Below are 21,745 nucleotides of genomic sequence, written 5' to 3'. Positions count from 1 at the left end.
CATTAGTTCATTTTACTTATTTATACCATTTTCCATACTATTCGACAAATTATTTTGAATAGATTTATGTATTTTCAGGTAGTTAATTATTCTTTATTTTATCGAGTGCGCTTCGCTTTCAGTACGTAAAAGAGCTGCTGAATCATAATAAAGAAAGAAGTACGGAAAAGCAATAAAACCGTGTGCTTTTCCGTACTTCTTTAGTCTTTATGAACAGCTACCAGGTGTGCTGTTTTCTACTTTTGAACCTGTTTCACCGCGCAATAAGTCGCCGCCAGTTGATTCAATAATTTCATTTGTTACCTCATTTGCAATTGCATTTGATACTAATTGCAATAAATCATTTACATCCATTTGTGATTGTTTAAATTGTTGGACAACAGGAATTTCATCAATTTCCTGTTCGATGCCATCAATTTTACCTTCAATCATGTTTAATGCTTTTTCTTTCCCTAAATGTTGGAAGTTTACTGCTTGCTTTTGCAACGTTTTTAGCGAAGCAATTTTTTCACGCACAAATTGGTTTTCATTAATTTGTGCTTCTGCTTTTTTGAAAAACTCTACTTCCTCTGTATTTGCAATCATATGCGCAATTTCTTTTGCCTTTGCAACGATTTCATCTTTTGTATAATATGTTGTCATTAACTATGCACCTCATGTCGTTTTACAATCTCCACAAACTCACCGCGTAACGAGTAATTTTTCGCCTCTAAAATTTTTACATTTACTCGCTGTCCAACTAACTCCATTGGACCTTCAAAGTTTACTAATTTATTTTTGCGTGTATAGCCAGCTAACACATCATCACGCTTTTTACTACTACCTTCTACAAGCACTTCTACCATTTCACCTTCAAGCTTTTGTAACGCTGCCTTCGATAGCTCCTCTACAACTGCATTTAAGCGTTGCAGACGCTCCTTTTTCACTTCCATCGGTACATTATCGACCATTTTCGCAGCAGGTGTGCCTTCACGTGGTGAATAAATGTATGTGTAAGCCATTTCGAAGCCTACTTCACGATATAAATCCAAAGTTTCTTGGAACTGCTCCTCTGTTTCGTTTGGATAGCCAACGATAATATCTGTTGATAATGCAATATCGGGCATTGCTTCTTTTATTTTGCGCACTAAATCAAGGAAATGCTCTCTCGTATATTTACGTGCCATAATTTTCAAAATCTCATTTGAGCCTGACTGTACAGGTAAATGAATATGCTCGACTAAGTTGCCGCCTTTCGCTAAAATCTCGATTAAATGATCATCGAAATCCCGCGGATGGCTCGTTGTAAAGCGAATACGTGGAATATCGATTTTGCGCAGCTCGTCCATTAAATCACCTAAACGATAGGTAATATCATCAAAATCCTTGCCGTACGCATTAACATTTTGCCCTAACAGCATAATTTCCTGATAGCCTTGTGCTGCTAGCTCACGCACTTCTGCGATAATTTCCTCTGGTCGACGTGAACGCTCCTTACCGCGCGTATATGGCACGATACAATACGTACAGAATTTATCACAGCCATACATAATGTTTACCCATGCTTTAATCGAACCAAGTCGTTGCTTCGGAAGATTTTCAATAACATCGCCTTCCTTTGACCACACTTCAATGACCATTTCCTTCGACATATAGGCTTCTTTTAAAATATGTGGTAAACGGTGGATATTGTGCGTACCAAATACCATATCTACATGCTGGTACGTTTTTAAAATTTTATTGACAACCGACTCTTCCTGCGACATACAACCACAGACGCCAATTAACATTTCTGGATTTTTGCGCTTATATTTCATAAGGAAGCCAAGCTCACCAAACACTTTATTTTCCGCATTTTCACGAATCGCACAAGTATTAAGCAGCACGACATCCGCCTGCTCGATTTCCTCTGTTGGCTCATAGCCAAGCTGCATGAAAATACCTGCCATTACTTCAGTGTCATGCTCGTTCATTTGACAGCCGTATGTGCGGATGTAAAAATTACGCCCGTTCCCCATATTTAAAAACTGCTCGTCAATCGTGAAATCCTTATGATATTTAATCTCCTCTTTCCCGCGCTTTTTTGCGTCTTTTAAAGAAGGAGCTGTGAATACTTTTTCAAAATATTTACTGTAATCCTTTTCAGCAGCAGGCTTTGGCTGATTCACTTGCTTGCTTGCTAAACGTTGTTCCTCATTCATTGAGCTCATAAACTCCTTTCAATTGATTTCGTGCATACGAATATCCATTAAACTATTATAACGAATTTCCTAAGAAAGAACACTATTCACGCTTGAATTGTTGAGGAGTTTGTGTGAATTTTTTAGTTAAATTGATGAAATTGTGTGCATTTTATTAAAATAAAGTAAGAACAAAGGTGAATGATTATCTATCTTGAAAACAGTAAAAACGACGCTAATTTCCTAATCGTAGACGCTGAATTTCCTCTAAAGGTAGCTCCGTTAGATCTTGAATTTCTTCATCGCTTTTTCCTTTTGCTATCATTTTTTGCGCAATTTGCTTATTTTGTTGGACTAAGCCTTCCTGTATTCCTTTTTGGATTCCTTCCTCAATTCCTTGATGTCGCGCATAATCTAGTTTGGCTTCCGCATCAATGATTGTTTTTAAACGAGAGTGGTAGGCGATGATTGTATCTGGGTTTTGACTAAGCTCTTGCCATGTATCAAAGGCTTGTTGTAAACGTTCATCTTTCAAAGCTAATACCTCCAATTCATTATAAATATCATCATATACTTTCTGTTTACGTGCATCGACCATTCCTAATAAGAGTAGCCAGCGAGCTAAAATATCATCTAATGAATTTAATTGCTCCTTACGCCATGCTTGAAGGAAGATACTAAAAATTAGTTCAGGCTTTTCATTTTATTAAAAAACCGCTCATATTCCGCTGGTTCATTGTCTTTTAAAATAGCTAAAAAAGTAAAGCCTAGCTGCACGACAGACCACCATTTCATATTGTATAGATGTTCAAATTTATATCGCGGTATCGAGAAAACATCTTTAAAAATCGTTAATGCATCAATATGATGCTCTTGTAAATAAAGTAAAAAAGCTAAAAATAGTGTATGGTCCTTAATTTGTAGCTGCTGTGCCTCGACGAATCGCTTCAACTCGTCTACCTGATCATAACTGCATTCCACTGTGCGCTGTAATTTCGTTAATTCCTTTTGCTCATGCCTTGCAATAAAATCTATGATGTTCGTCAATTAAATTGCACCTCAATTCATTGCTCTCTCTAGTAATTATACAACGAATTTCTTGAGTGCATGTGTTAAAGCACGCGTATTTTTTGAAATGTACTGAATTTGCTCGTGCATATTTGTCGTAATATCAAGTTGCTTTGCTGTTTGTTGCACAATTTGTTCAACTTGGCTACCATTCTCCTCTGATAGCTCGCTTAACTTCCTTGATTGATCCGCCACATTTTGTGCATATTGCGACATTTTTTCGACTGTACTTGATATGTCCGCAATATGCGGTTCAATATGTTCAATGCGAGTAGCAATCGCTCGGAAATGCGTCGCAGTGTTCGTCGTTACTTCAATGCCAGAATGAACTGCCTCGCTTGCGACTTCCATCATATTAACAGCCGTTTTTGTATCTTGCTGTATCGTTTTCACGATTGTCGTAATTGTTTTCGTCGAATCTAATGATTGTTGTGCTAGCTTTTTCACTTCATTTGCTACAACAGCAAAGCCTTTGCCCTCTTCTCCAGCGTGCGCTGCCTCAATCGCTGCATTCAGCGCAAGCAGACTCGTATTATTGGCAATTTCCTGAATAATATCAACAGCCTTTGAAATCTCCTGTGATTGTAGCTCTAGTTTACGCATTTTCGCATCTGCCTCTAGCATTGCTTGCTCAATTAGGTGCATTTGTGACATATTCGATGCAATTTCTTGCTCGCCATCTTTAGCTTGCTGCACTGTTTCAGCAATATTTTCCTTCATCATTTGCACGCGATTTGTCACAACTGTAATATTGCTTGCGACCTCTTGAATCATCGCTGTATTCGATGTTAAATGGGCTGTCGATTCCATAATACTTTGAGCAATTTCATCCGTATTTTTAGATGTTTGCTGTGCAGAGAGAGTCATCGTTTCAGAGCTCGTGCGAATGTTTCCATTGGCTTCCCCTACAACGCTTGCACTACGATTCACAACTTCTAATAAGCCTTTTACTTCCTCTACCATGTGATTGTAGCAAAGCAGCAGCTCCCCAAGCTCATCTCGCGATGTATAAATTGCTTTTTGTGTAAAATCACCTTGCTCGGCACGCTTTAATAAGCTTTTCAATTGCTTAGTTGGCTTACGCACAGAGCTTGAGGCAGTAAAACTTAAAATGACTACAAGCACCACCATCATCAACGAAATAAATATAATGATGAAATAGCCTCTATGTATATCCTTTTCATAATTTATAATTTGTTGCTCTGTGCGAGTAAGTACATAATCAACTACCTCTCGTATGTTGGCTTCATTTATTTCTGTCTTTAGCTGCTTCAAATAAAAATCCATTTTCGAATCGAATGCTAAATAAGGTGCTTCATTTATTAATCCTTGCGCTTCCTCTGTTTTTCCTGCTAGCGTTAGCGCTTCTGCTGATTTTAACACGTACATGCTTTGTAATTTTTGCTCATATATTTGCTGTGCATGCCATTCCATTTTTCTTAAATAGTCCATACAAAAAATAGAAATGACGATATTGGAAATAACACAAACAAGCATTAATAACATGAGCTTGTCCTTTACTTTAACATATTTCATTATATATGCTCCTTTTTTACTATATGGAACAAGCATATATGAACTGTATAAATATGATGTAAAGGGAATGTTAAAGTTTTGTTATAGTACTATTGTCTCTTAAAACAAAAACCTGTAGGAAAATTAAATTCCCACAGGTTTTTGTTTTACATAAATTCTTTTAACAGTTGATCAAACTGATCCTCTGATAAGCTAATATCAATATCCGTTAATGGTAGCTCTGAATAGCCTGTAATTTTTTCTTGGTAAGAAGTTGTTTCTTGATCATGGTAAATAACACCTGTTACAAGTCCTTCTTTTTCCATTACTGTTTGCATCGCTAATGAACGGTCTGTATGGTCATAGCCCTCGATTTCAGATAACTTGGTTAAATTTTCTTTAAACCAATCATATGTGTTCACTTTATTATACGTTACACATGGTGAGAAGACGTTAATAAATGAAAAGCCTTTATGGTTTAAGCCTGCTTCGATTAATGCTGTCAGCTCTTTAATATCCGTTGAGAAGCCTTGTGCAACGAATGTTGCACCACTTGTTAACGCTACTTCTAGTGGTTTCAAAGATGGCTCAATTGCTCCACCTGGTGTTGATTTTGTAATAAAGCCTGCTGCTGAACGCGGCGATGTTTGCCCTTTTGTTAAGCCATAAATTTGGTTATCCATGACGATATACGTAATATCGATATTACGGCGAATTGCATGGATTGTATGGCCCATTCCAATCGCAAAACCATCACCGTCACCGCCTGATGCGATGACCTTTAAATCTTTATTAGCCATTTTCAAGCCTTGTGCAATTGGTAACGCACGACCATGAATACCATGGAAGCCATATGAATTAATATAGCCTGAAATACGCCCAGAACAGCCGATACCTGAAATAACTGCTAATTCATGTGGCTCATAACCTACGTTTGCCGCAGCGCGTTGAATCGCCGCTTGTACCGAGAAGTCACCACAGCCTGGACACCAGTTTGGCTTCACTGCATTGCGGAAATCTTTAAATGTTGCCATGATTAAATCTTCTCCTTCACTAAGTTTGTTAGCTCACGTGGTAAAAATGGTGTACCATCATATTTTAAAATTGTTGATGTTTTGGCATGTGCACCAATATTCATTTTTAAAATATTTGCTAATTGGCCTGTTGCATTATTTTCAACAACGATAATTTTCTTCGCCTTGTCTGCTAGCTGTGCCATTTCTTCTGCTGGGAATGGGAATAGTAAGCGAACATGTGCATGGTTTGTTTTAATGCCTTCTGCGTTTAATGTTTCCTGTACTTCCTCAATTGCACCACGCGTTGAGTTAAAGCCAACAAGTAAAATATCTGCTTCCTCATGTGGTGCATTAGCATAAATTGGTGTATCAAACTGCAAATAGTTTAGCTTACGCATACGTTTATCCATTTGTGTGCGACGGTTGCCTGTCGCTTCAGATGGCTTTCCTGTTTCATCATGCTCTACACCTGTTACGTGGTGAATACCGCCCTTTGTCCCTGGTAAAATACGTGGCGACACGCCGTCCTCTGTATTTTCATAGCGCTTGAAGTAATCTTTTGTTTCCTCGTCCTCTACTGCCTCGACGATTTTACCACGTTTAATTTCAATTTTGCTATAGTCAAATGGAGCAACAGTTTGCTTCCCTAACGATAGCTGTAAATCTGTCATGATAATAACAGGTAATTGTAATTGCTCCGCGATATTGAATGCTTGAATTGTATCAAAAAATGCTTCTTCCATTGTAGAAGGGGCAATGACCACTTTCGGAATTTCACCGTGCGTGCCGTATAGCATCGCCATTAAATCTGATTGCTCTTGCTTTGTTGGTAAGCCTGTTGATGGGCCACCACGCTGCGTATCAATAATAACAAGCGGCTGCTCTGTCATACCAGATAAGCCAATTGCCTCAACCATTAAAGAAAGTCCTGGACCTGCAGATGCTGTAAATGAGCGTACACCGCCATAGTTTGCGCCAATTGCCATCGTTGCTGCCGCAATTTCATCCTCAGTTTGAATGACTGCACCACCAACTAATGGTAGTTTTTTAATCATATATTCCATAATTTCAGATGCTGGTGTAATTGGATATGCTGCCATAAAGCGAGAGCCAGCTGCCATTGCGCCAAGTGCAATCGCATCGTTGCCAATCATAAATAGACGACGCTGCCCATCAGCTGGTGCTAGCGCCCATTCCCCAACACGGTCACCAATTTGTTCAGCGATGGCTTCACGCCCTTTTTGAATCGCCTCAATGTTTTTCGCAACAACTTCCTCACCTTTGCGTCCGAAAATTTCTTCTACAACGCTTTGGAATACCGTTTCATCTAAATTTAACAAGGCAGTTGTTGCACCGATTGCCACCATGTTTTTCATTAATGATGTACCTAATTCTGATGCAATTTCAGTAAAAGGCACTGCAAATAATGGTGCTACACAGTCCTCAGGTGCTACTGGCTCAAAGCGAGCATCTGCCAAAATAATGCTTGTTGCTGTTAATTCTTTATAATTAACATCAATTGTCTCTTGGTCAAATGCCACTAAAATATCTAAATCGTCCGCAATCGAACGAACCTCTGTCGGACGTACTGTAATTTTATTATTCGTATGGCCACCTTTGATACGAGAAGAGAAATGACGGTAACCGTATAAGTGATAGCCTAAACGGTTCATCGCAGTTGCGAAAATTTCGCCTGTACTTTCAATACCTTCCCCTTGTTGCCCACCGACTTTCCATGAAAGCTGATGTAACATATAAACATCTCCTTAAATTCCGTTTTTATATATGAATTTCCTACATTAGTTTAACACGAAGATGGTGTCTGTACTATTGTAAATATGTAATTCTGCAAAATTTCAGTCCTTTGGCTGAAAAAAAGTCTAGTTTTTAGATAGGTTTTATTTCAAAATATATAATACAATATAATTACATTTTTTACAATTTTATTAGTAAATACTGGTATGATGATAGCATTTTTTAGATTTAATAAAAAAAGTCTGCATCCAAGTTTTGCAGACTTTTTTTCTCAAAAATATTTATGCTGAGGCATAATTGATAAATATTTAATTATAATATGTTTAGATAAAATTATAAAAACCCTTTCAATTCATTTTCATATGGATTGAAAAGGTTAATAAAAACAAGTCTATGAAATTACTCTTTTTGATCGGCCTATTAGTTTATAGTGTAGTCCTAGTACACAATACAAACTAATTAAACCAACAAGTACAAAGCTCACCACTAGATGTTTTACTATTTCAATTGGAAAATGTACTCTTAAAAAATGTATACTAATTAAGTAATAGGTCATACCAAAACCCATCAAAATATTGATGATAAAAAAGCAAATAGCTAGCTTTTTTTTCTTGAAGTGCCAAAATGTAATTGTTAATAAATAACAAGGAATAACTAAAATTAAAAATAATATGACTCCAGTAGGTATCACTACTGCTTCTTGAATGGGTAAATCATATAGGTTTCCAATTATAAAATAAAAAAGTATACTAATAATCATTGCCAGTATAGGATTAACCACAATAAAAAATGGTGTATTCATTAGCAACTTCCTTTCTTTGGTGTTTTGAAGTTCTGAGAAATTCTACTTAGACTAATAATTTCGATATAATTAAAACACCAACAATGAGTACTTCCTGTCATAAAATATATTATTTTAGACTTCCAATATAAGATGTATTGTCAGCTAATTGTCTAGGAGTAATACCATATGCCTCTGTCCACAAACTTAAACTTGTAAGACCAGGAATTGTATAATTTGCCTTGTAGTATGCATGCCACACAAACTCTGAACAATAACTTGTTGTAATATTGTATGGGTTACCATCTAAAGCCGCATACGATTTGACATTCATATAATTATTTTTTGCGAATTTGCCTGCATTATAACGTTCAAAAATTGATGCTCCATTCACACGATACACTCCTAAATTTGCGGTATTATGTTTACCAATATAACTGGTAATTGAAGTACGAGCACCTAATCCAAATTTTGTAACTTCATAAACATACAAATCTGGACCGACTATCCCTACATGCCCAACTAATGCTGTATCAAGAGAATAATTTGTTGAAATCAAAAGATCCCCAACATTCATAGGAATTGTCTTATTAGGATAATACGTTGTTCCTCCCCCATCTCCTCCTATTTCTACATTAAAAAGTGTGATAATATCTTCTTCATTCTTATTATTTTCACTTAAAATATCTTCTTCACTAGAATCATTGTTCAAATTCTGATTGATTGATGATATTTGATTCATATCATTGTTAAATTCTATCGTTTCATCAGTTTCACTATCTGCAAATGCTTGTTGATTAAATAAAGCAAATACTAAAATAAGACCAAATGTTGGAACTAAAAAATATTTCCTTGTTTTAGTTAGTATACTCTTCATTATTCCACTTCCTATCTTCCTTTTATTTTTAAAAATACCATTTATAAAACAATAAAATATATTTCTACTTTTGTAAATATTAAAAATATTTTATGTTTACAAATAATATATTTATTTAATACAATTAAGAAAATATTCATTAAAGTAAAAAAGCCGCCAACTTAGCTCTCACTAAATTGACGACTTTGTACGTTATCGGTTTCTTTTTTCTACAACCAACTTAAGTGCTGTTCGATCTTCCCCTGCAATCGTAATATCTGCAAATGCTGGTGCGCAAATTAAATCAGTGCCGCTTGGTGCTACAAAGCCTCTTGCAATCGCGACTGCTTTCACGGCCTGGTTGAGTGCTCCCGCTCCCACTGCTTGCATTTCCACGAAGCCTTGCTCTCGAATGACGGCAACCAATGCACCTGCAACAGAATTTGGATTTGAGCGAGATGATACTTTTAATGAATCCACAACTATTCCTCCCCATTTTGCATGATCGAGACAACTTTTTATTTATTGTCTGTAGGTCATTGTATGCTTGAAGAGAATGGAACATGACAAATAGATTAGAATTACTGTATATTTTTATAAAGAGGGGGAATTGGCATGAGAGAAAAAACATTACGCATTTGTGAAAAAGGGCATCGCTATTATAAAAGCACTGATTGTAATACATGTCCAAAATGCGAGCAAGAAAACAAACCTGTGGAAGGCTTTTTAGCGAGACTTTCCTCACCAGCCCGTAATGCATTAATTCATGAGGGGATTACAACATTGGAGCAACTTGCACAGCATACAGAAAAGGAAATTTTAAAGCTGCATGGCATCGGTCCAGCATCAATGCCGACAATGCGTGCTGCATTAGAAGAAAAAGGACTAAGCTTTAAGTAAAAAAGCCTAGTCCCTTTGTTATGGAGTGAATGGATAATCCTCATTAATATAAATACGCTCTTGGCGCAATGCTTTACCTGTTTTATCATCAACCTCAACGAAAAAGGCACTTAGCACTTCACGTCCTTTTTTCGGCACTTCGAAGCGGGCAGGCATATTTGTTTGGAATTTATAAATAACACTATCCTTCGTCATTCCTAAAATTTCATCGTATGGTCCTGTCATGCCGACATCTGTAATGTAAGCTGTTCCATTTGGATAAATGCGTGCATCTGCTGTTTGCACATGTGTATGTGTGCCAACGACTACCGATGCCTTTCCGTCTAAATGCCAGCCTAAGGCAATTTTTTCACTTGTTGCTTCTGCGTGGAAATCGACAAAAACAAGTGGTGATATTTTGCGTGCCTCTGCTACTAATTCATCTGCCATTGCAAACGGATCTTCATGAGGTGGCAAAAATACACGTCCATGCAAATTAATAACTGATAATGTCACATCATTTTTCGTAATTTGTGCTACACCTCTACCAGGAGCATCCTTCGAAAAATTAGCTGGACGAATTAAATAGTCTACATCATCAATAAAATCAAAAATATCTTTATTGTCCCACGTATGATTTCCCATCGTAATCACATCAATGCCCATTTGCAATAAGTCATTGTAGATATTACGCGTAATGCCACGACCTGCTGCCGCATTTTCTCCATTAGCAATCACAACATCTACTTTATATTTACTTTTCAAGCGTGGTAAATATTTAGCTACCGCATCGCGACCGATTGAGCCAACAATATCTCCAATAAATAAAATTTTCATTTGTTCATCCACCCATTTCTAAAATATATAGAGGGCTGTTGGTGAGCAGATAAATATCTGCTTTCCCTACAGCCCCCTCTCTATTGCTATTTTGCGTACTCTACTGCACGTGTTTCACGAATTACTGTTACTTTAATATGCCCTGGATAATCAAGTTCTTCCTCAATACGCTTACGAATATCTCGCGCTAAGCGGTGTGAGGTAATATCATCGATTTTATCAGGCTGAACAATAATGCGCACTTCACGGCCAGCTTGAATCGCATAAGATTTTTCAACACCATCATAGCTTTCTGAAATTTCTTCTAGCTTCTCTAAGCGACGAATATAATTTTCAAGCGTTTCGCTACGTGCACCCGGACGTGCTGCTGATAAAGCATCGGCTGCTGCAACAAGTACTGCAATAACAGAAGTTGCTTCTGTATCCCCATGATGCGAAGCAATACTGTTAATAACAACTGGATGCTCTTTATATTTTGTTGCAAGCTCTACACCAATTTCAACATGGCTTCCTTCCACCTCATGATCAATCGCCTTACCGATATCATGTAAAAGACCTGCGCGTTTTGCTAAAGTTACATCTTCTCCAAGCTCTGCTGCCAGTAAACCAGCAAGATGGGCAACTTCTATAGAATGCTTTAAAACATTTTGTCCGTAGCTTGTACGGTACTTCATACGACCTAAAATTTTCATTAAGTCTGGATGTAGGTTGTGAACACCAACTTCAAATGTTGTTTGCTCACCTGTTTCGCGAATTTGCTCATCCACTTCACGACGAGATTTTTCAACCATCTCTTCAATTCTTGCTGGGTGAATACGTCCATCTTGCACAAGTTTTTCAAGTGCCATCCGAGCTGTCTCACGGCGAATTGGATCAAATCCAGATAAAATAACTGCTTCTGGTGTATCATCAATAATTAAATCGATACCTGTTAACGTTTCAAGCGTACGAATATTACGCCCTTCTCGCCCAATAATACGTCCCTTCATTTCATCATTTGGCAAGTTTACAACAGATACTGTTGTTTCTGCCACATGATCAGCTGCAAAGCGTTGTAGTGCTAACGATAAAATTTCGCGCGCTTTTTTATCAGATTCTTCTTTCGCACGTGTTTCTGATTCCTTCGTCATTACAGCAATATCTGTCGCTAATTCATTTTCTACTTCGCTCAAAATAATCGCTTTCGCTTCTTCTCGCGTTAATGCAGAAATACGTTCTAGCTCTAGTTTTTGGGCTGTAACGAGTTCTCCCACTTTGCCTTCCATCTGTTCAATATGCTGTTGTCTGTCCGTTAGAGCTTCTTCCTTACGCTCTAAACCGGCTTCTCTTTTATTGAGAGTTTCATCCTTGCGGTCAAGATTTTCTTCTCTTTGCAATAAACGGTTCTCTTGTTTTTGAAGTTCTAAACGACGTTCACGAATGTCATTCTCTGCTTCATTTCGAAATTTGTGAGTTTCATCTTTCGCTTCAAGTAGTGCTTCTTTTTTCAATGCATCTGCTTCACGTTTCGCTTCTTCAACGATAGACTTTGCAGTATGCGTAGCACCCGTGATTTTTGAGTCATTCACTTTTTTCATGTAGAAATAGCTAACAGCGGCACCAACGATGAGTCCAACAAGCAAAGCGGAGATGCTTATAATTACTTCCATCATACTAAACACCTCCAAGTGCCAATTTCATGTTGTTTTTATTGATTAACTGTTGTAAACAATTAATCATTTTTCATTTCAATTTTTAGAAATTATACAATTTTAATTGTATAGTTCTGTCATTGCGCTGTCAAGGATTGCCGCCATATGTATGACATATTCTTTACAATCATTGCTAAAAAAAGTTGATGGAAAAATGATACGTTACACTACTTTTTTCATAAAGCTTTGCACCTAGTATTGTGCTTGATGGACAGAGGTACCTGTTACTTTTTTGAATTGTTCATCATTCAAAAAAGCTATTTGAAGGGTTGTCCCCTTCAAATAGCTTTAGTTACTTTTATTTTTCTTCATCTAATAATAATGCTAATTCTTCATCCATTTCTTCATCTTCCTCATGACCACCAATTGTGTAGTTTGAAGCTGCAATACCATAAGACTGACGGATTCTATCGGCAATTTCTTCACGTACAGAAGGATTTTCCTTTAAAAATTGCTTCGCATTTTCACGACCTTGCCCTAAACGCTCATCACCATATGCATACCAAGAACCGCTTTTTTGTACGATATCTAGCTCTACGCCTAAGTCGACAATTTCGCCTTCCTTCGAAATACCTTCACCATACATAATATCTACTTCTGCTGTACGGAATGGTGGTGCTACTTTATTTTTTACGATTTTAATTTTCGTTTTGTTACCAACCATATCATTGCCTTGCTTAATTGTTTCTGCACGACGTACCTCTAAACGAACAGAAGAGTAGAATTTTAATGCACGGCCACCTGGTGTAGTTTCAGGATTACCAAACATAACACCAATTTTTTCACGAATTTGATTGATGAAAATTGCTAATGTTTTTGATTTGTTAATCGCACCAGATAGCTTACGTAATGCCTGTGACATTAAACGCGCTTGTAAACCTACGTGAGAGTCACCCATCTCACCTTCAATTTCCGCTTTCGGCACAAGTGCTGCTACGGAGTCAATAACTAAAATATCGATTGCACCACTTCGTACTAATGCTTCCGCAATTTCTAAAGCTTGCTCCCCTGTATCAGGCTGTGATAGTAATAGCTCATCTATATTTACACCTAATTTTTGTGCATAAATTGGATCAAGCGCATGCTCCGCATCGATAAATGCGGCTTGTCCACCTGCTGCTTGTACTTCTGCAATCGCATGTAGGGCAACAGTTGTTTTACCAGAAGACTCAGGTCCATAAATTTCAATGATACGTCCACGTGGATAGCCACCTACTCCTAATGCTGCATCCAGCGCTAACGAGCCGCTTGAAGATGTTGCAATTTCACGATCTGTCGTTTCGCCAAGCTTCATAATAGAACCTTTACCGAATTGTTTTTCAATTTGTTTTAACGCCTGTTCTAAGGCTGCTTTACGATCACTCACTATAGTTGTTCCTCCTCTAAAAAAGGTTAGATTTGTTTATAACACTACTATACTTGTTCTTTGAGAAAATAGCAACAAAAAAGCGAACGTATTTTCGTTTTTGTTTGAAAATAAAAATTTGGACGTAAAAATACGCCCAAATTTTATTTTTCATTAAGCAATCGCAATAAATAACTACATGTAAATTTCACAGCTCGTAAACGATTTGTATTGCGCATACCTGAAAGCTGTAATTTATATGTTTGTACCTCTTGTCCCTCAATGCTAATGCCGATCCATACAGTGCCTGCAGGCTGCCCACCATGCATATCTGGTCCCGCAGCACCCGTTAAGCCAATCCCAACATTTGTGCCAAATTTTGCACGTACGCTTTGTGCCATTGCAGCTGCACATTCACTGCTTACAACGCCGTATTGAGCAAATAATTCAGAGGCAATGCTAAGCTGCTCTATTTTTGCTTGCTCATTATATGTGACAACACCACCAACTAAAGTGCCACTTACCCCAGGTACCTCCGCTAATTCAGATTGGAATAAACCTGCTGTTAAGCTTTCAGCTGCTGCAATCGTTAAATTTTTGGCTAATAATATTTCCACAGTTTTCGAGGCAAGTGAATCATCATTAATGCCATATTGAAATTGTCCAACAATCGCTTGAATTTCTGCTACTTTAGCATCAATTAAAGCAATCGCCTCCTGCTCATTGGCAGCCTTCGCTGTAACGCGCAATGTGACCTCTCCATCCGATGCTAGTGGCGCAACCGTTGGATTTGTTTGGCTGTCTAAAATATGCTGCACAGCAACTTCTAGTTCCGCCTCTCCAATACCGTAAAAGCGCATAACATGGGATACAATCACCGCGCCATCTGTCAAGCGAGCTGCTAGCTTCGGCTTTGCTTCAAATTGAAACATCGGCTCTAGCTCCTTCGGTGGTCCAGGTAATAAAATATAGGTTTTACCATTTTGCTCAAAAAGCATCCCTGGTGCCATACCATGATGGTTTGCTAACACATCACACCCTGCTAATACTAATGCCTGCTTGCGATTATTTTCTGTCATTGGTCGACCTAGACGTTCGAAAAACGCTTCAATATACGTCAATGCTATTTCATCAAATGCCAGCTCTACACCTAAATGACGTGCAATCGTTTCCTTTGTCAAATCATCCTTTGTTGGTCCTAAGCCGCCTGAAAAAATAATGATATCCGCACGCTTCTCAGCAGCTGCTATTACTTCCTCAAGTCGCGCCGCATTGTCACCAACTACTGTATGGTAATAAACATTGATGCCTAACTCTGATAGCTGACTCGAAATAAATTTGGCATTCGTATTGGCAATTTGTCCAAGCAAAAGCTCTGAGCCAACTGCGATAATTTCTGCATTCATAAAGGATAACCTCTCTTTATTTAGAATCTAGCAGCACACGACGGTTTAAGTAGAAATAATCCCAGCCAGACCATATTGTGAAAAATAGTGCTACATAAAGTGCAATTTTATCAAATGGAATGCCCATCATCGTAAAAATCGTATTATGTAGTAGCAATGCTGAGATTGCAATAATTTGTGCCCATGTTTTAATTTTCCCTAATTGATTTGCCGCAACAACTTCACCCTCACCAGCTAAAATTAAACGCAAGCCTGTCACAGCAAACTCCCTGCTAATAATAATGATGACAATCCATGCTGGAGCTAGTTGAAGCTCTACAAGCAAAATAAGTGCAGCAGATACTAATAGTTTATCTGCTAACGGATCTAAAAACTTCCCAAAATTTGTGACTAAGTTATACTTTCTCGCATAATAGCCATCTATCCAGTCTGTAACAGAAGCAACGATAAAAATCATTGCGCCAACAAAATGGTGAACGGGCATTTCAGCGCCAAAAAAGGTCATATTTCCCCATCCAAAATCAAACATTATAACAATCATAAAAAGGGGGATTAAACAAATGCGCGAAACTGTAATTTTATTTGGAATATTCATGACTAAGCACCTTTCATTTTAAAACAAAGAAGCCATATACATCGACATGGCTACTTTGTTGATTATTGTTGAGCTAATTGAATAATATAGTTTTGTATTACTGAGTCAGATGTCGAAGTCACCAGCTCATCATTCACATACACTTTCACAAAGGCATTGCGTCCTAAACGAATTCTTACATAGCCATCCGCTGTTGCATCGTACTCAGCTATTTCACCTTGGAAATATTCTTTTCCTAAATTGTCCGTTCCCTGTGCATTACGGAAGGCAATCCAGCTGCTGTTTTCAGCAACTTCTGTACGAATTTTTAATTCTGTCGTACCCGTTACTTCGAACATAACATCCTCGCCATTAATAGCCGTTTGTGTAACTACCTGTGTTGTTACTTCTTCAACAGGCTCTTCTTCCTTTTCTTGCTCCTCTGGCTTCTCCGCTTCCTCTTCGCTGTCTTTGTCTTTATTGTCAGCTATCCCTTTATTATTGTCCATTTGCACCGGTGTTTGCGTTTCACCTTCTTCTGGTGGCAATTTATTTGCCGCCTTTTGCTGGTATAAGTACCATGAAAAAACAATAATCACAACAATAAATAATGCAGCGATAATCATCGGCATCATTTCTAATATTTTATTGGAGGACCTTGGTGTAATTCGACGTCGTCTCGTATTTTGCGTATAGGCCTGTGCAACCTCTTCCTGCTGAGCACCAGGCACATCCTTTTGATAGTTCGCTAATACCTCTTCCGGGTCTAGTCCAACCGCCTCTGCATATTGTTTAATAAATGCTCGTACATAAAATGAGCCAGGCATAATCGAATAGTTACCTTCTTCAATTCCTACTAAATAGCGCTTTTGAATTTTTGTTACTTCCTGTAAATCATCTAAGCTAAGCCCTTTAGCTAATCTCGCTTCTTTCAAGCGAGCTCCTAAATCTGTCAACAATAACACCTACTTTGCTAAAAATTAAATCCTCCAAAATCAGAGCTTGACATCATATCGTTTTTTTCGATAATTTCGTATGTGATTTCTTCATCAGGGTGTGTCCGAATTTCAATGATATAATCGAAATCTTCAATCGTATATTGCGAATGCTGCACAAAAATATCTGGATGCTCAATCACTTTTATTGTCGGCATGCTCATCATCTCACGCACAAGCTGCTGATGCCTTTCATCCGTCGATTTTCGTGTGACAACACCATCTAAAATAAATATATTATTGCTACTAAATTCATCCCCCATAAGCGAGTTACGAATTGTTTGCTTAATCATTGTCGATGAAATAAAAATCCATTTTTTATTGGCACAAACGCTTGCAGCAACAACAGACTCTGTTTTTCCAACTCGCGGCATCCCACGAATACCGATTAATTTATGACCATCTTGCTTAAACAGCTCTGCCATAAAATCAACTAAAATCCCCAATTCATCCCGCACAAATCGGAAAGTATTTTTTTCATCAGCATCTCTTGGAATATATTGACCATGTCGCATTGCTAAACGATCGCGCAATTTTGGCACGCGAAATCTTGTGACATTGATATTATCCATCGTCGTCACAATCGATTGAAAGCGCTGAATCGCCTCATCATTCTCCGACTCCAGCAACATACCTCGCCTTTGCTGTGCAACACCATTAATCGACACAATATTTACACGCAGCATACCTAGTAAAGATGAAATATCACCTAATAAACCAGGGCGATTCACTTGAATTTCGTATTCAAAATACCATTCGCTCATCAAAATCCGTCCCTTTCATTATAGAAACGTAAAATCACTTTATAAGTTCCATCATAGCTGATTTTACAACGTATGAAAAGTTAGAAACAACGCTTTTCCCACTATATTTTAAATTTTTTATTCTATATGCTCTAATTAAAAGGAGCCAATTTTATTTAAAATTAATACTTTCACGAATAAAATATGTAAAATTTAACACAATCCAAATACCTTTATTAAAAGAAAATAAAATTTATAGCCATTAGCAGGATGTTTTATCCTTATATGAGCATTATAAGAGCCTCTATAAAACATACAAAACTCATGTTTACAGCGTTCACAAAATAGCAAACGGTTGTCTGAAAAGCAGCGCTAACCTGCTTTCAGACAACCTATTGCGGTTTGCTTTATTGTACTCGATTATTTTGCACAAGCTTGATGAGACAGCTTGCCAAGGCCTTTTTCTCATCAGATTCTGCCACTGACCATAAATCTGATAGCACACGCTCCTGCTCGTTTTTCGGGTCAACATGTTCCGCTAAGTAGTTACCAATTTGCACAGCGGCTTTTTCAATGACTTTGTTTGGCATACCGCTGTCTTTAGCATCCTCTACTTGAGCGCCTAAAAATGTTGTCCATTGTTGCCAGTTTTCTAAAATGCTCATCCATTTTCGCCTCCTTTGCACAATTAGTATTGGCAAAGGGGCCTCTATATATACCAACCACCATTTAAATGAATGATTTGACCTGTCACATAGTCCGCCTGACCACTTATATAAAAGGCACATAACCGCGCTACGTCATCCGCTGTGCCTAGCTGTTGCAGTGGAATTTCACTTACAAGCTGCTCACGCTCTACGGCATCAATATGACCATTCATTTTAGTATCGATAAAGCCTGGTGCAATGGCATTTACTCGAATACCATTATAGGCTACTTCCTGTGCGTATGCCTTGACAAAGCTATGCTGTGCTCCTTTGACAGCAGAGTAGACAACTTCTCCTGCTGCCCCTGCCGCTCCCCAAATGGAGCCGATAAATAGCACATAGCTTACGCTATTTACACGTAGCTTAGCGGCAAGCTGCTGTAAAATAAGCATTGGCGTTTGCACATGTACTTGCCATAATGCTTGCATCTTCACAGCAGAAATATCTTCAAGCAAGCCATATAATGCATGACCATTGGCAAAAACAATCGCTTGTAGCGTAAAAATTTGTTGTGCTAAATGTGTTGCGGCATCCTCATCTGTAAAATCTGCCTGCACGCTGAAAAACTCTTGCTGCGGAAATTCGATTGTTAGTTTCTCTACTAATTCCGTCGTTGGCTGTGTCGCATAATGCACATAAAGCGACCACCCTTGCTGTGCTAAATGCTGGCAAATAGCTGTGCCAATTTCACCTGAAGCACCGCAAACTAATGCATATTTTTTCATTATTTGCGCTCGCTTACGGGTAAAACTTTAAAGACAGTTTGCTGTGCCTCATCTTGAATTGTTTTGAAAGCCTCTGCAACGTCTTCCACAGTAATCTTTTCAAGCACTGGCACAACATCAAATAAATTCATGTCATTAAATTTATAGCGTGTGAATTGGTTTGCAATAAATTCAACAGAGTTTAATGCACGTAGGAAAAATCCTATTTTTTTGCGTTTAATACGCTCCACATCAATCGCTGTAAATAATGCTTTTTGCTGTGCTTCAGCAAGCTGTGCTTTAATGGCTTCGACAAGCTTTTCATGCTTCGGTGTATCGGAGCCGATTAGTGCAAAGCCGTAGCCTTGCTCTAACATGAAATCATAGGAATACGTTTCATCAATTAAACCATCCTCATAAATTTCCGTATAAAAATCAGAGGCACGACCAAATAAGCATTCCAAACCAATCTGGACAGCAAGCTCATGCTTTAACATCTCTTCTCCTAACAAATCCGTTTGCTTCGCTTTTAAGCCAACATAAACTTTCGGTTTTTGTACATCCATATGCAGGACACGTTCTGCTACAGCAACATCTGTCGGCTCTTCCTCAAAAATACGTGTTAACGGTGTTGGCTGTGGGAATGTTTTGCGCTTTTGATTTTCTTCAATAACCGCCATTATTTCCTCAGGATTGACAGCACCGATAACAAATAACAGCATATTAGATGGATGATAAAAAGTATTATAGCAAGTGTATAAATGATCTGCTGTAATATGGTCAATTGACTCAATTGTACCTGCGATATCAATTTTCACTGGATGCTGATGATACATGTTTTCAATCGTGCCAAAATATAAGCGCCAATCTGGTAAATCATCATACATCGTAATTTCTTGACCGATAATACCCTTTTCCTTATTCACCGTTTCCTCTGTGAAATAAGGCTCTTGTACAAAATCGAGCAATGTTTCTGTGCTTTTATAAATATGGTCTGTTGCCGAAAATAAATAGGATGTGCGCGTAAATGAAGTGAAAGCATTTGCCTGAGCACCTACTTCGCTAAATTTTTGAAATACATCGCCATCTTCCTTTTCGAACATTTTATGCTCTAAAAAATGAGCAATGCCATCTGGCACGGTAATCGGCTCTGTTTCACCAATTGGCACGAACGAGCGATCAATCGAGCCATACTTTGTTGTAAATGTTACAAACGCCTTGGAAAAGCCTTTTTTCGGCAAAATATAAACATCTAAGCCATTCTCTAGCTTTTTGTAATAAAGCGTTTCATCTAGCTGTTTAAATTCAATTGCTTGCATTTTCCTGCTCCTCCTTGCCACATAGGAAATAAATTGCTTCGCGTTTTACTTTTAACGACATTTTCTGTACATCTTCCTTCGTTACATCGCGCCAATTTTTTGCCCATTCGTCTACAGAAAATGCTGTAGCTAAGTTTTTATATTGGTCATAAATTTCAATTTGCCCGCGTGCAGAATCTAATGCTTCTTTTAATTGATTAATCAGCATTGCCTTCGTCTGTGTTAATTCTAAATCTGTAATTTCTCCATTTTGTATCGCAACAAGCTGCTCGTCAATAACTTCAATCGCCTTTTTCTCATTGTTTGGCTCAATGCCTGAAACAACAAAGATAAGACCATAATGCGATGCATAGGAGCTCGATGCATAATAAGCTAAGCTTTCGCGTTCACGCACATTCATAAAAAGCTTTGAATGCGCATAGCCCCCGAAAATCCCATTAAAAATTTGCATTTTCGGGAAATCTGCATCACCAAATAAAACAGGTGTACTATAGCCAATGTGTAACTTACCTTGCTTCATATCCTGCTGCTCTTTCGTATAGCTATCACCTGGCTGGTTAAGCGCAACAAGCATTTCTTTTTCGTGCAGTTCACGATCAGCAAATGGCAGTACTTGACGTAGCTTTTCAATCATCGCCTCTTCATCAATATCGCCAACTACATAAATATCGATGATATCATGTGCCAGCATATGTTCATATGCCTCCTTCAAGGATTCAGGTGTAATTGCAGCAACTGTTTCAATCGTACCGTTCGCCGAAATGGAAGCGGCATGATTCGGACGCATAATTTGTGTTAATCGCTGCTGTGCATAACGTGCCTTGTCATCAAAAACTGAATGGATACGTTGCATCACCATATCTTTTTCACGCTCTACAATGGATGCGACAAAAGCACCATCTTGTAGATTTGGTTTGAAAATAGCTGTGTGCAATAATTCTAGCACTTCGTTTAATACATTACTTTGTGCTAAATATTGGTCATTTACAGCTTCTACATTCATCAGTACAGTATGCTCATTTCCTCGCTTTGACGTATCGAAATAAAGCATTGTACCAAATAAATCATCTAAATAGCTGCGGTACGCAGCAGATGTTGTAAATTTTTCATTGCTGTGCTGTAGCACATTTGTTAATACAGTGCGATGTGCTGCATCCTTTTCGGATAATGCAGCACGCCATTTAATAGAAAAATTCACTGTCTTGAATTGCGTTGTTTGTCGAATATGTAGCGAAACACCTTTCGCCAATTGTGTCGTTGAAAACAAAAAAATACCTCCCTAGACTAAAGTCACAAGCTTCATTACATGTTGTCGTTATCGTATGCAAGCCTTATAAAAACCATGTTTATTTCTACTATAACACGCTTATACTACCCAAGCGCAAAATTATTATT

At 38.0% G+C, this 21,745-nt stretch carries 22 protein-coding genes; 1 reads left to right on the top strand and 21 read right to left on the bottom strand.

Features of this window, described 5'->3' with window-relative positions; all coding sequences use genetic code 11:
* Positions 1-207: 207 nt before the first annotated feature.
* From M3Z76_RS05525 to M3Z76_RS05480, 10 genes are all read right to left on the bottom strand, one after another.
* Positions 208-642, bottom strand: coding sequence for a YlbF/YmcA family competence regulator (locus tag M3Z76_RS05525; RefSeq protein ID WP_293921240.1), 435 nt, complete (start codon positions 640-642; stop codon positions 208-210).
* Positions 642-2,180 (bottom strand): tRNA (N6-isopentenyl adenosine(37)-C2)-methylthiotransferase MiaB, encoded by a 1,539-nt coding sequence (gene miaB / locus M3Z76_RS05520; RefSeq protein ID WP_293921241.1) that lies wholly within the window; start codon positions 2,178-2,180, stop codon positions 642-644. The genes M3Z76_RS05525 and miaB overlap by 1 nt, the downstream gene beginning before the upstream one ends.
* A gap of 214 nt (positions 2,181-2,394) precedes the next feature.
* Positions 2,395-2,694, bottom strand: a complete 300-nt coding sequence (locus M3Z76_RS05515) for a hypothetical protein (RefSeq protein ID WP_293921242.1) — start codon at positions 2,692-2,694, stop codon at positions 2,395-2,397.
* A 149-nt stretch (positions 2,695-2,843) separates the two neighbouring features.
* Positions 2,844-3,206 carry a 2-oxoglutarate ferredoxin oxidoreductase subunit beta gene (locus M3Z76_RS05510; RefSeq protein ID WP_293921244.1) on the bottom strand — a complete coding sequence of 121 codons (363 nt, stop codon included), beginning with the start codon at positions 3,204-3,206 and terminating at the stop codon, positions 2,844-2,846.
* Between the two features lie 36 nt (positions 3,207-3,242).
* Positions 3,243-4,763 (bottom strand): methyl-accepting chemotaxis protein, encoded by a 1,521-nt coding sequence (locus tag M3Z76_RS05505; protein ID WP_293921246.1) that lies wholly within the window; start codon positions 4,761-4,763, stop codon positions 3,243-3,245.
* 146 nt (positions 4,764-4,909) lie between these two features.
* Positions 4,910-5,776 carry a 2-oxoacid:ferredoxin oxidoreductase subunit beta gene (locus M3Z76_RS05500; RefSeq protein WP_293921247.1) on the bottom strand — a complete coding sequence of 289 codons (867 nt, stop codon included), beginning with the start codon at positions 5,774-5,776 and terminating at the stop codon, positions 4,910-4,912.
* A 2-nt stretch (positions 5,777-5,778) separates the two neighbouring features.
* Positions 5,779-7,512 carry a 2-oxoacid:acceptor oxidoreductase subunit alpha gene (locus tag M3Z76_RS05495; protein ID WP_293921248.1) on the bottom strand — a complete coding sequence of 578 codons (1,734 nt, stop codon included), beginning with the start codon at positions 7,510-7,512 and terminating at the stop codon, positions 5,779-5,781.
* 392 nt (positions 7,513-7,904) lie between these two features.
* Positions 7,905-8,315: a hypothetical protein gene (locus M3Z76_RS05490; RefSeq protein WP_293921249.1), complete on the bottom strand. Its 411-nt coding sequence runs from the start codon at positions 8,313-8,315 to the stop codon at positions 7,905-7,907.
* A 109-nt stretch (positions 8,316-8,424) separates the two neighbouring features.
* Positions 8,425-9,171 carry a C40 family peptidase gene (locus M3Z76_RS05485; protein ID WP_293921250.1) on the bottom strand — a complete coding sequence of 249 codons (747 nt, stop codon included), beginning with the start codon at positions 9,169-9,171 and terminating at the stop codon, positions 8,425-8,427.
* 192 nt (positions 9,172-9,363) lie between these two features.
* The gene (locus M3Z76_RS05480) at positions 9,364-9,630 is read right to left on the bottom strand and encodes a stage V sporulation protein S (RefSeq protein ID WP_042472077.1); all 267 of its coding nucleotides are present in this window, start codon (positions 9,628-9,630) and stop codon (positions 9,364-9,366) included.
* 135 nt (positions 9,631-9,765) lie between these two features.
* Between M3Z76_RS05480 and M3Z76_RS05475 the strand changes: the two genes are divergently transcribed.
* On the top strand, positions 9,766-10,050 hold the full coding sequence (locus M3Z76_RS05475; protein WP_293921251.1) for an RNA polymerase alpha subunit C-terminal domain-containing protein: 285 nt from the start codon (positions 9,766-9,768) through the stop codon (positions 10,048-10,050).
* Positions 10,051-10,068: 18 nt separating this feature from the next.
* Here M3Z76_RS05475 and M3Z76_RS05470 read toward each other — a convergent pair whose 3' ends face one another.
* The 11 genes from M3Z76_RS05470 to yfmF form a co-directional block, all read right to left on the bottom strand.
* The gene (locus M3Z76_RS05470) at positions 10,069-10,866 is read right to left on the bottom strand and encodes a TIGR00282 family metallophosphoesterase (RefSeq protein ID WP_293921252.1); all 798 of its coding nucleotides are present in this window, start codon (positions 10,864-10,866) and stop codon (positions 10,069-10,071) included.
* Between the two features lie 86 nt (positions 10,867-10,952).
* Positions 10,953-12,515: a ribonuclease Y gene (gene rny, locus M3Z76_RS05465; RefSeq protein WP_293921380.1), complete on the bottom strand. Its 1,563-nt coding sequence runs from the start codon at positions 12,513-12,515 to the stop codon at positions 10,953-10,955.
* Positions 12,516-12,855: 340 nt separating this feature from the next.
* A complete protein-coding gene (recA, locus tag M3Z76_RS05460; protein ID WP_293921253.1) occupies positions 12,856-13,923 on the bottom strand; it encodes a recombinase RecA in 1,068 nt (355 codons plus the stop codon).
* 143 nt (positions 13,924-14,066) lie between these two features.
* Positions 14,067-15,308, bottom strand: coding sequence for a competence/damage-inducible protein A (locus tag M3Z76_RS05455; protein ID WP_293921254.1), 1,242 nt, complete (start codon positions 15,306-15,308; stop codon positions 14,067-14,069).
* 16 nt (positions 15,309-15,324) lie between these two features.
* Positions 15,325-15,903 (bottom strand): CDP-diacylglycerol--glycerol-3-phosphate 3-phosphatidyltransferase, encoded by a 579-nt coding sequence (gene pgsA, locus M3Z76_RS05450; protein ID WP_293921255.1) that lies wholly within the window; start codon positions 15,901-15,903, stop codon positions 15,325-15,327.
* Positions 15,904-15,965: 62 nt separating this feature from the next.
* Positions 15,966-16,847, bottom strand: a complete 882-nt coding sequence (locus tag M3Z76_RS05445) for a helix-turn-helix domain-containing protein (RefSeq protein WP_293921257.1) — start codon at positions 16,845-16,847, stop codon at positions 15,966-15,968.
* 8 nt (positions 16,848-16,855) lie between these two features.
* Complete coding sequence (locus M3Z76_RS05440; RefSeq protein ID WP_293921258.1) at positions 16,856-17,641, bottom strand: DUF3388 domain-containing protein; 786 nt, start codon at positions 17,639-17,641, stop codon at positions 16,856-16,858.
* A 386-nt stretch (positions 17,642-18,027) separates the two neighbouring features.
* Positions 18,028-18,285 carry a DUF3243 domain-containing protein gene (locus tag M3Z76_RS05435; RefSeq protein ID WP_293921259.1) on the bottom strand — a complete coding sequence of 86 codons (258 nt, stop codon included), beginning with the start codon at positions 18,283-18,285 and terminating at the stop codon, positions 18,028-18,030.
* Positions 18,286-18,329: 44 nt separating this feature from the next.
* Complete coding sequence (gene ymfI, locus M3Z76_RS05430; RefSeq protein WP_293921260.1) at positions 18,330-19,052, bottom strand: elongation factor P 5-aminopentanone reductase; 723 nt, start codon at positions 19,050-19,052, stop codon at positions 18,330-18,332.
* On the bottom strand, positions 19,052-20,350 hold the full coding sequence (gene yfmH, locus M3Z76_RS05425; protein ID WP_293921261.1) for an EF-P 5-aminopentanol modification-associated protein YfmH: 1,299 nt from the start codon (positions 20,348-20,350) through the stop codon (positions 19,052-19,054). Before yfmH ends, ymfI begins: the two co-directional genes overlap by 1 nt.
* The gene (yfmF, locus tag M3Z76_RS05420) at positions 20,337-21,617 is read right to left on the bottom strand and encodes an EF-P 5-aminopentanol modification-associated protein YfmF (RefSeq protein ID WP_293921262.1); all 1,281 of its coding nucleotides are present in this window, start codon (positions 21,615-21,617) and stop codon (positions 20,337-20,339) included. The genes yfmH and yfmF overlap by 14 nt, the downstream gene beginning before the upstream one ends.
* Positions 21,618-21,745: the final 128 nt, after the last annotated feature.

The organism is Metasolibacillus sp. (assembly GCF_025291715.1).
GTDB classification, from domain to species: domain Bacteria; phylum Bacillota; class Bacilli; order Bacillales_A; family Planococcaceae; genus Metasolibacillus; species Metasolibacillus louembei.
Note: the sequence above shows the minus strand (reverse complement) of the source record. Positions and strands in the feature narration are given on the sequence as shown.

Excerpts from the sequence above, each read along its gene's own strand:
- rny (WP_293921380.1), bottom strand. The coding sequence starts at position 12,515 with ATGGAAGTAATTATAAGCATCTCCGCTTTGCTTGTTGGACTCATCGTT.
- M3Z76_RS05440 (WP_293921258.1), bottom strand. The coding sequence starts at position 17,641 with ATGAGCGAATGGTATTTTGAATACGAAATTCAAGTGAATCGCCCTGGT.
- M3Z76_RS05435 (WP_293921259.1), bottom strand. The coding sequence starts at position 18,285 with ATGAGCATTTTAGAAAACTGGCAACAATGGACAACATTTTTAGGCGCT.
- M3Z76_RS05485 (WP_293921250.1), bottom strand. The coding sequence starts at position 9,171 with ATGAAGAGTATACTAACTAAAACAAGGAAATATTTTTTAGTTCCAACA.
- M3Z76_RS05495 (WP_293921248.1), bottom strand. The coding sequence starts at position 7,512 with ATGTTACATCAGCTTTCATGGAAAGTCGGTGGGCAACAAGGGGAAGGT.
- M3Z76_RS05490 (WP_293921249.1), bottom strand. The coding sequence starts at position 8,315 with ATGAATACACCATTTTTTATTGTGGTTAATCCTATACTGGCAATGATT.
- M3Z76_RS05455 (WP_293921254.1), bottom strand. The coding sequence starts at position 15,308 with ATGAATGCAGAAATTATCGCAGTTGGCTCAGAGCTTTTGCTTGGACAA.
- M3Z76_RS05500 (WP_293921247.1), bottom strand. The coding sequence starts at position 5,776 with ATGGCAACATTTAAAGATTTCCGCAATGCAGTGAAGCCAAACTGGTGT.
- M3Z76_RS05475 (WP_293921251.1), top strand. The coding sequence starts at position 9,766 with ATGAGAGAAAAAACATTACGCATTTGTGAAAAAGGGCATCGCTATTAT.
- M3Z76_RS05505 (WP_293921246.1), bottom strand. The coding sequence starts at position 4,763 with ATGAAATATGTTAAAGTAAAGGACAAGCTCATGTTATTAATGCTTGTT.
- ymfI (WP_293921260.1), bottom strand. The coding sequence starts at position 19,052 with ATGAAAAAATATGCATTAGTTTGCGGTGCTTCAGGTGAAATTGGCACA.
- miaB (WP_293921241.1), bottom strand. The coding sequence starts at position 2,180 with ATGAATGAGGAACAACGTTTAGCAAGCAAGCAAGTGAATCAGCCAAAG.
- M3Z76_RS05470 (WP_293921252.1), bottom strand. The coding sequence starts at position 10,866 with ATGAAAATTTTATTTATTGGAGATATTGTTGGCTCAATCGGTCGCGAT.
- yfmH (WP_293921261.1), bottom strand. The coding sequence starts at position 20,350 with ATGCAAGCAATTGAATTTAAACAGCTAGATGAAACGCTTTATTACAAA.
- M3Z76_RS05525 (WP_293921240.1), bottom strand. The coding sequence starts at position 642 with ATGACAACATATTATACAAAAGATGAAATCGTTGCAAAGGCAAAAGAA.
- pgsA (WP_293921255.1), bottom strand. The coding sequence starts at position 15,903 with ATGAATATTCCAAATAAAATTACAGTTTCGCGCATTTGTTTAATCCCC.